Genomic DNA, 12,869 nt, shown 5'->3' on the forward strand with positions numbered 1-12,869 from the left:
TGAAAAAGCCCGCTTCGCGCGGGCTTTTTCAGTTTTGCAGGACCTCTTTGATCTTAGCCAGGAGCTCGTCGGGCTTCACCGGCTTCGCAATGAAGTTGATTCCCTCGTCAAGAACCCCCTTCCGGCTGATGATGTCCTGGGTGTAACCGCTTATGAAGAGCGCCTTCACGCTCGGGCGCACGCGCCGAATCTCTTCATAGACGGACTGGCCGTTTTTCTTGGGCATAACCACGTCCAAGAGAACAAGGTCTATCCGCTCGCTGTTCTCCATGAACCGCTTGACCGCCTCGACTCCGTCCACTGCCTCGATGACGGTGTAGCCGTTGCGCTCCAGGACATGCTTCGAGAGCTTGCGCACGTCCCGGTCGTCTTCGGCCACCAGGATGGTTTCCTGGTTTCCCTGGATGGCTGTTGCGTCCTCGTGTCGTTCCATGGCCCCCTTTGCCGTGACTATGGGGAGGTATATCCTGACCGCCGCGCCTTTTCCCGGCTCGGAATCCACCATGATGAATCCTTCGTGCTGCTTGACAATGCCGTATACCATGGAGAGTCCGAGCCCTGTTCCCTTGCCCACTTCCTTGGTGGTAAAAAAGGGGTCGAAGATCCGCTCCCGTGTCTCCTCATCCATGCCGACACCGGTGTCGGCAACGGTCAAGATCGCATAGTGGCCGGGCTTTCCCTGCTCAAGGGGGCCAAAGAACTCGTTGTCCAGGAAGTCGCTCCCGGTTGTAAGTGTCAGTGTCCCGCCGTCCGGCATGGCGTCGCGGGCGTTCGTCACGAGGTTCATCAGAATCTGGTCGATCTGGCCCGAATCCACATGGCACACAAGGGGTTCGCCGGAGAGGGAAGTGACAAAGTCGATATCCTCGCTCACCAGTCGATGGAGAAGCTTTTCGATACCCTTGACGATCTCGTTCAGATTCGTCGGGCGGGGGGAGATCACCTGTTTCCTGCCAAAGGCGAGAAGCCGTTTCACCAGGTTGGTGGCCCGATCGGCGGCGGAGAGGATCTGGTCCACGTAGATGCGGTAGGGACTATCGGCCTTGAGGCTTCGTTGCAGGAGGGTGCCGAAGCCGACGATGGCGGTGAGAATGTTGTTGAAATCGTGGGCAATCCCTCCGGCGAGCGTCCCGATTGCCTCCATCTTCTGGGCATGGCGGAGTTCCTCGGCCAGATGTTCCTTTTCCGCCTCGCGGGCTTTCAGTGTCGTGCCCAGGTGGTTGAACGCGGTGGCGAGCCGGCCGATCTCGTCCTTCAATTCGACGGGAACGGGTTCGAAGGAGCCGCCCTTTTCAAGATCCTTGATTCCTTCCGTGAGCCGGTCGAGGGGGCGCGTGATTCTGCGGGTGATGATGTAGGTAAATACGGTGCCGAGAAAGAGAAAGCCCAGCGCCATGAAGACGCTCGTGTAGAGGAGAGTGTCGAGTTTATTCCTGAGAAGATTCTTGTCGACGACGATTCGCGCGTACCCGATAACACGGGGAGTCGTCCGGGGTGCCTGATCAAGAAACAACGATTCGTCCGTGGGGATGGAAGAGCTCGATATAACCGGCGCCCAGAACTCAAAGATGTCGTCTCCCTCCGTGACCAGGGGTTCCGCCGTTCCCTTCAGCTGTTCGTAGCGGGTGCTCCACTGCGGGAAGGCTCGCGCTGAATTATTGATAATGCTTTTGTGCGCCTGCTCCCGAAGAAGTTTCCCCTCTGCCGTCACGACTGAGACGAACAAGACCCCTTCGTGCTCCAGTATCCCTTCGACGGGGTCCTTTAGCAGTTCTGCGTTTTCAGCGAAAACCCCAAGCCGGATATTATGGGCCAGGAGCCTCGCCAGGAGTTTCCCCTCTCCAATAAGGCTGTCCGTCAGGGAGTTACGCTGCTGCTGGTAGAAAAACAGGGTGAACGAAACCGAAATTACCGCGATGAAAAGCGTGAACAGGAGGAAGAACCTCAGTCCCACACTGTCACGACGGATTTTCAGCTTCTCGAAAAGATTCATCCCATGCCCCTAGCGTATGACCTTGGCCCGGCCCAGGGCCTCCTCGTCAAGGGAGAGGCCGAGCTTGCGCGCTATTTTGCTGTTTACCGTCATGACCGCGCTACGGGGGTCGCTGCGCGGAATATTCGCGGGAGAAGTTCCCGACAGGATTTTTTTGACCATCTCGCCGGACTGCCGTCCCAGATCGTAGGAATCCACATCAAGGGCCATGAGTGCTCCCATTTCCACGTATTTGTCCGAAAACGTGACGATGGGAATTTTATTGTTGAGGGAGAAAAGCAGCAGGTATTCGACTGTTTCGGGGGTCACGACGGTGGGGTCGGGGAGCATGAGGAATGCCTCAATGTTTCCTTTCATTCCCTCGACGAGGTTCAGAACGTCCCGTGAGGAGCGGACTTCACGCGCCACGAGGTCCATGCCGAGAGACCGTGCCGTGGCCTGCGTCCTGCGGAAAAGGGAGCTGCTTCGCGCCGGGTTATACAGGGTTCCCACGCGCCTGATGCGTGGCATTGCCCCCTGAAGAGAAGCCAGCTGCCGCTCCGGTGCCACATGCATGCCGATTCCGGTGATGTTTGTTCCCGCGGTGAGCGTATTCTGCGGATCGAAGACCATAAGGTAGACGATGGGGATATCCTTGATTCTCTTGACCCTGTTCATGGCGTCCGTGCCGATGACCACAATGACGTCGGGCCGTTCATCCCGGACCGCCTTCGCCACATCGACACCCTCAAGGTCGGACAAAACCAGCCTCTTGACGCTCCCGGTCGCAACGCTCCGCAATCCCTTGACCGCTTCATCGTACGGAGCCACCCTGACACTTTGGAGAGCGAGGATCTTCTGAGCCGCCTCGCCGGACCCGGCAAGGAGCACAAGAGTGAACACGAGGGCGAACGATACGCGGGTCAACATAAGGATGACACGATTCACGTCTCTTTGGCCTTGGAACGATGGGAATGGGGGTTCTTCGCTGATGAACCCATCGTTTGGGGTCAAGTCATGGTTTTGTCGGTAAATTGACGTTTTTGGAATAGTAACTGCCAATTTTTGGTTGCCTGAGTCGTTAATTTGACTTGATTGTAGGATTGACGAATAGGGTTAACTCTCTGAATACTCATGAAAAACTTTAATTTTCTTGTGTTGAAGGCATGAAAAGAAGTTGTAAAGGCAAAGGAGAATGCGATTTTGATGCCATTTTAGCAATGATACCGGTGAGTTGATAATATTTAGGGGAGCGAAAATGGTGAATATATCAAGCGGATATCTGATGTTGCTGATTTATCGTAATATTTTAGAAAACGATTAGTTTTGATGGTTGCGCTTTAGTGGCGTTGATCGTTTAGAGAGGAACTTTTCTTGCATATAACTGGTTTCTTGAAAGTATCTTAATGGTTGCCGCTTGGTGATAGGGCATGGAACTATGAGAGTCGATGTGGGGTGGGGGAGGCGAATGTCTTACCGTGATAATACCATCAAGAAACGCGTTTTGGTTGCGACGACCAGCTGTGCAGGTGTTGCGCTGTGGCTCTGCGGAGCGACGACCCCCGTTTGTGCCGATTATGACGATATAAAGGTCCTGGAGATGTTTTACGAGGACAAGGAGCTCGTGGTCACCCCCACGCGGGACCCAAAGCCCATCTCGCAGGTGGCGGAAAACGTGACCGTCATTACGGCCAAGGAGATTCAGGCCCTCAACGCCCATACCCTGGGAGAGGTTCTCAATACCATTCCGGGGGTTCATGTGGAACCCCGGGTGACGCCGGGAGGTTTATCCCCCACGTTGTCCATCCAGGGGTCCGAGAGCAACCATGTCCGGGTGGTCATGGATGGGGTGACCATCAATAACGTCTCCGACTTTCTGGCTGATGTGGGGGCCATACCGGTGCAGCGCATAGCGGCGATCGAGATAATCAAGGGACCGGCCTCCTCGGCGTGGGGCTCTTCCTTGGGGGGGATCATCAACATCATCACCAAGTCTCCGGACGAGGCCCGGAAGGTGGGAGGAGTGTTCTCGGCCTCCATGGGTGAGCGGACAACCGGCGACTTTTGCCTGGAGCTCTCCGGCACCAGTTCTCCCCTTGGATACTATCTTGCTGCAGACGGTATAACCTCCGACGGTCTTCAGCCCCATACAAACGTGGACAGCGGAAGCGTCTACGGCAAGCTAACTTGGGACCCCCATGAGGATACCCGCGTGCTTGCCACGTACAGTTACTCCCGTGGGGAGAGGGGGTTGGGTACATTCCCACAGTACGGAATTTTGCAGGACGGGGACTATGAGCATCTGATTGCGACCCTCGGTATGACCCATGCGTTGAGCGAAAGCCTTGATCTGGATATCGCGGCCCGCTTCTCGCGGCGCGATTATGGTGATGTATCCGACGATTTGGGCACAGGACTGGAACTGGGACACAACCGGTATCAGCAGCCCAACCTCGGGGCGAGCGCCAAGCTTGCCTGGCGGGCCGGTATCCACAGTGTAACCCTCGGAACCGATTACGATAACGGCACCATGTCGGCCAACCTGAAAAGCCTTGGGGTTGACCCCACAAGCGGTGACCTGGTCACGATGCGGGCAGAGACCGACGGCCGCCTGGAGCGGTGGGCGATCTTCGCCAACGACACCATCGTCTGGAACAGCTGGTCGATCACCCCCGGCCTTCGTTACGACTGGACCAGCACCAGCAACGACTTCCTTAGCCCGAGCCTCGGCATGACCTACAACTGGAGTGACCATACCGTCCTGCGGGCCTATGTGGCCCGGGGGTTCAATATCCCTTCCCTGGTAGCAACGACTGGCGGCGCCCAGGGGTTGCAGCCAAACCCTGGCCTGGAAGTGGAGAAGGTCTGGTCTTACCAGGTGGGTTTCGAGACGACCCTCCTCCGGTACGTCTGGCTGAAGAGCACTCTGTTCCGTCATGAAGTCTCTGACTTCCAAGCCTACGATAGAGAGACCGGCAGTTACGTGAACCAGGGGGAACAGCGTCGCGACGGGATTGAAGTGGAGGCAAAAACCATCCCCTTCTTCAACACGACACTCTCTGCCGGTTATACCTTTATCGACGCCCACGGACCCTTCACCGATGTCAATGGTGTGCTCCATAACGGAAAAGTACCCAACATCCCCCGCCACACCTGGGATGTTGCCCTAAACTACGACGACAGGAAGCTTCTACGCGGGGGGCTTGTTGGTCGCCACACCCGGTGGAATGCCCGGGAGGATTTCAAAAGCCGCGACTCCGCCATGATCTGGGACCTGACCGGTGGGGTTCGGTTTCTGTCCACTGACAACCTTTCAGGGGAACTTTTCTTCGTAGCCCACAATCTCTTCAATGGCTCCCAGTATCTCATTGAGTTAAGCAAGAACCCGGGCCGCTGGTACGAGGGGGGGGTCCGCTTTAATTTCTGAATTTTGGGCGATTATTTTGCTTGGCAATCGCTAATTATTTTTCTCTTGATCAACTGTGTGAAATAATTAGAATAGCGTTCTAGCAGCAGCATCTCACCAGGAGGGAGGTACGTATGCAACAGGATGTGCATGTCGCGAAGGCTGAAGAGATGGCGGAGGTGATGGTTGTATCGGAGGGGACAAGCGGTTCCGGGCCACAGATTGGTAATTGCTTTGGTTCGTACTTTATTGTCAGAGGATGACAATCGCTGAAGTATGGACGAAAGGGGGAAATTTTCCCCCTTTTTTTATGTCTGACCATACCATTACGCAGGTCAGAACCGGTGAGTCATAGGGCTTGACCCCCCACACCGTAGGCGCCAGGGAGGGCCGCCATGCATCTTTCCCGCTATCTCAAGCGGTACCCCTGCCCCGAACGGCCCGGGCACCTGCTCCTTTTTTCCACCAGAACTGCCGCCATTGCCATCGTGCCTGAGAAGACCGTCGCCGACATGGAGCGGGGGATCATCTCCTCGGCAACTGGTGAAACCCTCTCACGGCTCGGATTCCTCGTCCCCGATACCGATGCCGAGGCAGAAGAGGTGCGTCGGTTCTTTACGATGTTCAATCAGCAGCGAACCCTTGCCACTATCATTGCCGTGCTGAACATGGACTGCAATCTGGCCTGCACTTACTGTTTCGAGGGGGGGCTGAAGGGGGAGCGGTACATGAACACCGAGACGGCAGAGCGGCTGGTTTCTTTTCTTGACCAACGGTATCTTGCTGAAGGCGTCTCCCTCAACCTGGATTTCTACGGAGGTGAACCGCTCCTGAGCATGGATCTGATCCGACTCATCGCCACAAGGCTTACGGAGCTTGCCGGCGCGCGGGGGCTCTCCTGCTCCTTCGGCATGGTCAGCAATGGTACGCTGCTGACCGGAGAGGTGGCCCAAGAGCTGGCTTCGCTGGGGGTTAGAGGGGTCCAGGTTACCCTTGACGGGACCCGTGAGAACCATAACCGGTTCAGGCCCTTTGTCTCCGGCAGGGGGAGCTTTGATGTCATCGTCCGGAATCTGTTGGAATCGTGCGATCTGCTCGATATCAGTATCGTCTGCAACTACACCGAGGAGAATTACTGTGAGTTTCCCCTCCTTCTCGATTACCTCCTGGAGGTGGGACTGGCGCCGGAGCGTCTCGTCGCGGTGAATTTTGCCCCCATCTCCCAGATCGGCGCGGACGCTCTTCCGCCCGAGTTTAACGATGGCTGTGCTTCCCACAACCTGCCGTGGGTACACGAGTCCCAGCTTTTCCTGCGACAGGAGGCTCTGAATCGGGGTTATGGGGTGGCGAAGCTTCGCCCACCACTCTGCATGGTGGAGCTTGCCAATGACCTGGTAGTGACCCACGATGGGGAGCTCTACAAGTGCCCGGCTTTCATGGGGAGAAAGGGACTTGCGGTTGGTACGCTGGAAGAGGGTGTCACGGACTACCGGGATTCTTACCGACTTGATATCTGGGAAAATGAGGAATGCTTCAACTGCGAGTACCTTCCCTTCTGTTACGGCGGGTGCAGGCTTTCGCGGCTCGTCCAGACGGGGGAAATTACGGGTCTGGACTGCAGGCGGGATTACTACGAAGCGTCACTTGAACAGTATGTTCAGCAGGAGATGGCCAACAGCTCCCGAAAGCGATGACGCTTATCAGGAGTGCTATGGTGCCGTTACCTGCACCACCGAACTCACCTCACCATTGGGGTTGAACACCTGAATCCGCAGATCTTTATCCGTCGGGTCGGCGGGATAGCGCTGGTAGATCAGCTTCGAACAATCCACGAAGGTCAAGAATTCCCGCTCTCCCGATGATATCGCTCCGGCTGAGAGCCGTTTGCCGGCGCCCGCGTTGAGCCCCACCTGCAGGCTGCTTTCCTCGACCACTATCGTTGCCCCCGGCTGGAAATTCTTTCCTTCGATAACCAGTTTGTAGTAGGTGACTGCCCCGTCGCCCCTTGTGACGCTGTGAATCTCGGGTTTCGCCAGGATGGCGAGAGTCATTGGCGTGGTGAGTGTCTCCTCGGGGTTTTTGACCTGAACCTGATGGAGTCCGCCGCTGGTCTGGGGTACGGTGAATGTGAGCGATTCGGCAGAACCGAAAGTGCTCCTGACCGCCGAACCGTCGAAAAGGACCTGACTTGCTGGTTGGAAGTTGCGGCCGGTGATGGTTACGATGCGCTCGCCGGCGGAAGAGCAGATGCTGATGCTTTCGGGGGAGAGCGATTCGACAAAGGGTTTTTGTGGCTGGATCGAGAAGTTATAGGTACGGCTCGTGGCGCCGTCTTCGCGCTTTAGGAAGAGGGCGTAGAGGCCCGCCGGGAGTCTGGGGATGGTGAAACTCAGCAGTTCCGGGCCCACGACCGTGGTCGGCACCTCGGTTGTGCCGAGAAATGCCACGGTCTTGGCTGTGAAGCCGGTTCCTGAAAGGGTGACGGTGATATTTGGCTCACCTTGGGCAGGGATGATGCTCAGGATGTTCGGGGAAGGCGGGGGGGCCGGCGTTTTTACCGGCGCAGCGGCCTTCTTCGATGTCTTGGCCAGAGGAGCGCCTTGGGCGGTGGCGGCTGACAGTAACGTCACAAGAGCCACCAGTGCAATCACATACTGTTTCATGGGACCTCCCGTCAGAAGTGTGATTCGCAGCAATTAAATCACGCAGCCATCTGATGTCAACGGTTGAGCGTCATGGCAAGCCAGATGCCCGAAAGGGCGAAGATGACGTTGGCTGCCCATGCGGACACCAAAGGGGGAAGGACCCCTGTCTGGCCGAAGGATACGAGGATGGCGTTGATGATGAAGTAGGCGAAGCCGATGCCTATGCTGGCGCCGATGCCGAGGGCTATGCCGCTCGACCGGCCGCCGCGTAGGGCGAACGGGATGCCGAGAAAGGCCATGATGAGCGAGGCGAAGGGAAGCGATATTTTTGCATGCATCTGGGCTTCGTAACGGGTGGTTTCGTACCCTCCCTTTTTCAGCTTTCGGATGTACTCCCGCAGCTTCAGAAATCCCATGTTGTCGGCGTATTTGTCCACCACCTTCAGGTCTTCAATCTGGAGGTTGAGGTTAATCGGCATGCTGGCGACCTGTGATGTGACGGCAACCCCGCCGCTTTGAATATCTCTCACGGCCACCTTCCAGAGGGTCCACTGCTGGCCGTCCCAGCTCCCCTGTTCGGCGTCGATCCTGCGGGAAGGGTTCATCCCCCCCGAGAAGTTCCACAGGGTTACCCCCCTAAGCGTCTGGTGAGTGGGATCAAAGACCCGTGCCATGAGAATTGCGTTGCTGTCCTTGTGCCAGATGTTGTTCTGGCGGAAGAAGGTGTTGGAGCTCTTTTTCCTGATGAGGACTTGTTCGATGTGCCGCATCTGCCGGTAGGTTTCCGGCAGGATCAGCTCGTTGGAGACAATGACGAAGATGCTTGCCGCGCAGGCGATTGCCAGGATGGGGATGCTGATTCTGCCGAGGCTTACGCCGCAGCTGCGCATGGCGACGATTTCGCTGTTGCGCGACAGCATTCCCAGGGTTAGCAGCGTGGCCATGAGGACCGCAAGGGGGACCACCTGGGTAACGATCTCGGGGATCTTGAAGAGGAAGAACTGGACGATGTGTGTCCATTGGGGCTCGAAGCGGAGGAATCGGCCGATCTTCTCCAGAAAATCGATCACCAGGTAGATGGCGATGAATGACGCCAGGCAGAGGCCGAAAATCCTCAGATAGGCAGCGGCGATGTAGCGGGTCAGGATAGTCACGTCGGCTTCCTCCATCGTCTGAGCCAGTCCCTTGCCCGTCCAATCAGCGCGCGGCCCATGTCGACCAGGGGAATCTGACGATCAGCTGCCGCCAGCCGCAGCAGATACAATCCGAAGGCGATGAAGAGTGCATTGGGGAGCCAGACGGCAAGCGATGGGGGAAGAATATCCTTCTCGGCAATGGTTTTGCCTGCGGACATAAGCATATAGTATAGCATGAGGATGACGATCCCGGCGGAAAACCCGCCGGCTCTCCCTGATCGCTGGTTCTGGATGCCGAGCGGAACCCCGATCACTGCGAAGACGATACAGGCAAAAGGGAGTGAAAACCGTTTGTGGAGCTCGATGGAGACATCGCGCCGGAATCGGTCATCGATCTGCTTGTTGCTGCGATTGACCATCAGTTGCCGAAGGGTCAGGTCCTCTTCGTCGAGTTGGTCTTTTTTTGTACTCTGGCGCAGGTTGATATGGAGATCGTAGCTGTTGAACTCAACGAGACGGTAGCCACTTGCACCGATTCCCCGGTGAATGCTCCCGTTCTTAAGGTGAAGGCGGATGTTGTTTTCTTCGGGGGACGCAGCAATTATTCCGGTGGATGCGAAGATTGTCACCGGTTCTTCCGGATTACGCTCGTCGTGAATCAGGATGCCTGATATCTCGTGACTGGCGTCGTCATAGCCGTCAACGTAGACGACCAAGCCGGGGAATTCGTCGTTGAATACCTTTTCCTTGATAGTTGTGGCAGCTCGGGTTTCTATTACTGCATAGAGAAAATGTTTGAAGGAGGTGTTGCCCCAAGGCAGGGCATAGACCGTTATGAATGTCGTTGCGAGGTATGCCAGGACGCCGAAGGTGAGGACCGGCGCGAGAAGTGAGCCGAGGCTGATTCCGCTCGCCTTTATGGCCGTTATTTCGCTGTCCGATGAGAGCCTTCCGAAGGCGAGAAGCACCGCCAGAAGAAACGCCATGGGGATCGAAACGAGAAAAAATGAGGGAAGCATGTAGAGGATAAGGCGGCAGACGTCGAGGAAGGGTACTCCCTTGGCGAAGACCATCTCTGCCAGCTTGAGCAGGCGTCCCATGAGGAGTACAAAGGTGAAAACCGCCATGCCGAGAAGAAACGGAACGGCGGTTTCCTTGAAAATGTAGCGGAATAGGATGCTGGTCATGAAGGGGCGATGATACACGAAGGGAGGGGGGTTGTAAATAACAGACGGATGCGCAGGGTAGTTTGCTCTTGTCAAAGAGTGCCTCCTGTGCTATATGAATTCGGTTTCTATTTCGCACGCTTCCTGTCCGGTCGGTGGTGTCCGCGGTTGTCGCGGGTTCCGGCTGTCGGGGGAGCGGAGGCACAACCAAAAGGAGAAAAGCATGTCGAACGTAACAATGAAGGAGCTTCTGGAAGCCGGTGTCCATTTCGGCCACCAGACCAAGAGGTGGAATCCGAAGATGAAGCCCTACATCTTCGGGGCGCGCAACGGGATTTATATCATCGACCTCCAGAAGACCGTCCGCCTGTTCAAAAGTGCCTACAGCTTCGTTCGCGAGTGCGCGCAGTCCGGAGAAACGGTTCTGTTTGTAGGAACCAAGAAGCAGGCCCAGGACGCCATCGGTGAGGAGGCAACGCGGTGCGGTATGTACTACGTGAATCAGCGTTGGCTCGGCGGGATGCTCACAAACTTTTCCACAGTGAAGCAGAGTATCGACCGGCTCAAGCGTCTCGATGCCATGTTCGCCGACGGCTCTGTTGAGGCTTACACCAAGAAGGAAGCCCTTCGGCTGGAGAAGGAGCGCGAGAAGCTCGAAAAGACCCTGGGTGGGATCAAGGGTATGGGGAAGGTTCCCGGAGCCCTTTTCGTGGTCGACCCGAAGAACGAGACGATTGCCATCAGTGAAGCCAAGAAGCTTGGCATTCCCGTCGTGGCGGTTGTCGATACCAACTGTGACCCGGATCCGATCGACTACGTTATTCCTGGCAACGATGATGCCATTCGTGCCATCCGCCTCCTGACGTCCAAAATGGCCGATGCGGTTATGGAGGGTGCGCAGGCCCGTGACGCACGGTTGCAGACTGGCGATGAAGAGGATGCCGTTGCCGAGACCGAGTCGGAGCAGGCCGAAGCGTAAACTGGCTATCTTCTCCACTTTATGTGGGGTTAGATTCTATATTAACTACAATTTACGGGGCGACGCCCGGCGCGTCATCCCTGTCCGGGAGGATACAGTGAGCATCACAGCTGCACAGGTAAACGAGCTGCGGAAAGCTACGGGAGCGGGACTCATGGACTGCAAGAAGGCCCTGGCTGAAACCGGTGGTGACCACGAGAAGGCCATCGACTATCTCCGAAAGAAGGGGCTTGCTGCCGCATCCAAGAAGGCGGGCCGCGTTGCTTCCGAGGGGATGGTGGGTTCCTATATACATGCGGGGGGCAAGATCGGGGTCCTCGTCGAAGTCAACTGTGAAACCGACTTCGTTGCGCGTAACGACAACTTTCAGAATTTCGTGAAGGACATCGCCATGCATATCGCAGCGGCTGCTCCCCAGTATGTGCGCCGCGAAGAGGTATCTCAGGATGTCGTGGAACGCGAGAAGGAGATCTATCGCGCCAAGGCCAGGGAAACCGGCAAGCCGGAGAACATCATCGAGAAGATCATCGAGGGTCAGGTCAACAAGTTTTATGCTGACATCTGTCTCCTTGAGCAGCCCTATGTAAAGGATCCGGACAAGTCGGTCCAGCAGTTTCTCAATGAGACGATCGCGTCAATCGGCGAGAATATTTCGATCCGCCGCTTCGTTCGGTATGCATTGGGTGAAGGACTTGCGAAGAAGGAAACCGACTTCGCTGCAGAGGTTGCTGCCGCAGCTGGTCTGTAAGAAAGTGAGTGGGCCGGCCATGCTCCATGGCCGGCCTTTTTTACGTCCATTGCACAGAGGCGCTGTCAACCAACCAGGCGTGGGGGCCTACACACCATGGGTACACCTTACTACAAGCGAGTGTTGCTGAAACTTTCCGGGGAGGCCCTGGCGGGGGATCAAGGTTACGGCATTGATCCCCAGACGATCACGGCCATTGCTGCCGAGATCAAGGAGGTCGCCGCCACCGGCGCCCGACTTGCCCTGGTGATCGGCGGGGGGAATATCTTCCGGGGTCTGGCCGCTTCATCCAAGGGGATGGATCGGGCCAGCGCCGACTACATGGGGATGCTGGCCACCATGATCAACTCACTGGCCATGCAGGATGCACTTGAAAAGATAGGAGTTGATACCCGGGTTCAATCGGCCATTGCCATGCAGGAGGTTGCCGAACCGTACATCAGGCGCAGGGCCATGCGGCATCTGGAAAAGGGGAGGATCGTCATTTTTGGCGCAGGAACTGGCAATCCGTACTTCACCACCGACACTGCGGCAAGCCTGCGAGCCATGGAGATCGGGGCAGATGTGATCCTTAAGGGGACCAAGGTGGACGGCGTCTACTCGGCCGATCCCAAGAAGGATCCGACCGCCCAGAAGTACCCGAAGCTCACCTATCTTGAAGTTCTCAAGAAGGGTCTCCAGGTCATGGACGCCACCGCCACCTCTCTCTGCATGGACAACAATCTCCCCATCATCGTCTTCGACATCACCACCTACGGCAACATCAAGAAAGTGGTGTGTGGCGAAGAGATCGGCACCATCGTGAAAGGAGAATAGC

The 12,869-nt window shown here is 56.6% G+C and carries 10 protein-coding genes; 5 read left to right on the forward strand and 5 right to left on the reverse strand.

The genetic code is table 11. From position 1 onward, the window contains the following. Positions 1-28: 28 nt before the first annotated feature. Both RCH91_RS10465 and RCH91_RS10470 read right to left on the reverse strand, forming a co-directional pair. Positions 29-1,993 carry an ATP-binding protein gene (locus RCH91_RS10465; RefSeq protein ID WP_306534846.1) on the reverse strand — a complete coding sequence of 655 codons (1,965 nt, stop codon included), beginning with the start codon at positions 1,991-1,993 and terminating at the stop codon, positions 29-31. A 9-nt stretch (positions 1,994-2,002) separates the two neighbouring features. After that, positions 2,003-2,920 carry an ABC transporter substrate-binding protein gene (locus tag RCH91_RS10470; protein WP_306534848.1) on the reverse strand — a complete coding sequence of 306 codons (918 nt, stop codon included), beginning with the start codon at positions 2,918-2,920 and terminating at the stop codon, positions 2,003-2,005. Positions 2,921-3,440: 520 nt separating this feature from the next. Between RCH91_RS10470 and RCH91_RS10475 the strand changes: the two genes are divergently transcribed. Then, positions 3,441-5,399, forward strand: a complete 1,959-nt coding sequence (locus tag RCH91_RS10475; protein ID WP_306534850.1) for a TonB-dependent siderophore receptor — start codon at positions 3,441-3,443, stop codon at positions 5,397-5,399. A gap of 374 nt (positions 5,400-5,773) precedes the next feature. Next, a complete protein-coding gene (gene gptM / locus RCH91_RS10480; protein WP_306534852.1) occupies positions 5,774-7,072 on the forward strand; it encodes a geopeptide radical SAM maturase in 1,299 nt (432 codons plus the stop codon). 15 nt (positions 7,073-7,087) lie between these two features. Here gptM and RCH91_RS10485 read toward each other — a convergent pair whose 3' ends face one another. Genes RCH91_RS10485 through lptF form a run of 3 tightly spaced genes read right to left on the reverse strand, consistent with a single transcriptional unit; the run spans position 7,088 to position 10,421 of the window. Further along, positions 7,088-8,041 (reverse strand): IPT/TIG domain-containing protein, encoded by a 954-nt coding sequence (locus tag RCH91_RS10485; RefSeq protein WP_306534854.1) that lies wholly within the window; start codon positions 8,039-8,041, stop codon positions 7,088-7,090. A 56-nt stretch (positions 8,042-8,097) separates the two neighbouring features. Further along, entirely contained in the window at positions 8,098-9,177 is a 1,080-nt protein-coding gene (gene lptG / locus RCH91_RS10490; protein WP_306534856.1) for an LPS export ABC transporter permease LptG, read from the reverse strand. Then, on the reverse strand, positions 9,174-10,421 hold the full coding sequence (lptF, locus tag RCH91_RS10495) for an LPS export ABC transporter permease LptF (protein WP_306534858.1): 1,248 nt from the start codon (positions 10,419-10,421) through the stop codon (positions 9,174-9,176). The genes lptG and lptF overlap by 4 nt, the downstream gene beginning before the upstream one ends. A gap of 127 nt (positions 10,422-10,548) precedes the next feature. Here lptF and rpsB point away from each other — a divergent pair, with 127 nt between their 5' ends. The 3 genes from rpsB (at position 10,549) to pyrH (ending at position 12,868) form a co-directional block, all read left to right on the forward strand. Continuing rightward, a complete protein-coding gene (rpsB, locus tag RCH91_RS10500; RefSeq protein ID WP_306534860.1) occupies positions 10,549-11,304 on the forward strand; it encodes a 30S ribosomal protein S2 in 756 nt (251 codons plus the stop codon). 97 nt (positions 11,305-11,401) lie between these two features. After that, positions 11,402-12,052 carry a translation elongation factor Ts gene (gene tsf / locus RCH91_RS10505; protein WP_306534862.1) on the forward strand — a complete coding sequence of 217 codons (651 nt, stop codon included), beginning with the start codon at positions 11,402-11,404 and terminating at the stop codon, positions 12,050-12,052. Between the two features lie 96 nt (positions 12,053-12,148). Continuing rightward, positions 12,149-12,868 carry a UMP kinase gene (gene pyrH, locus RCH91_RS10510; protein WP_306534864.1) on the forward strand — a complete coding sequence of 240 codons (720 nt, stop codon included), beginning with the start codon at positions 12,149-12,151 and terminating at the stop codon, positions 12,866-12,868. The last annotated feature ends 1 nt before the right edge of the window (position 12,869 follow it).

The sequence above is a fragment of the Geobacter sp. genome, from assembly GCF_030834625.1.
In the GTDB taxonomy this organism is placed as follows: Bacteria; Desulfobacterota; Desulfuromonadia; order Geobacterales; family Geobacteraceae; genus Geobacter.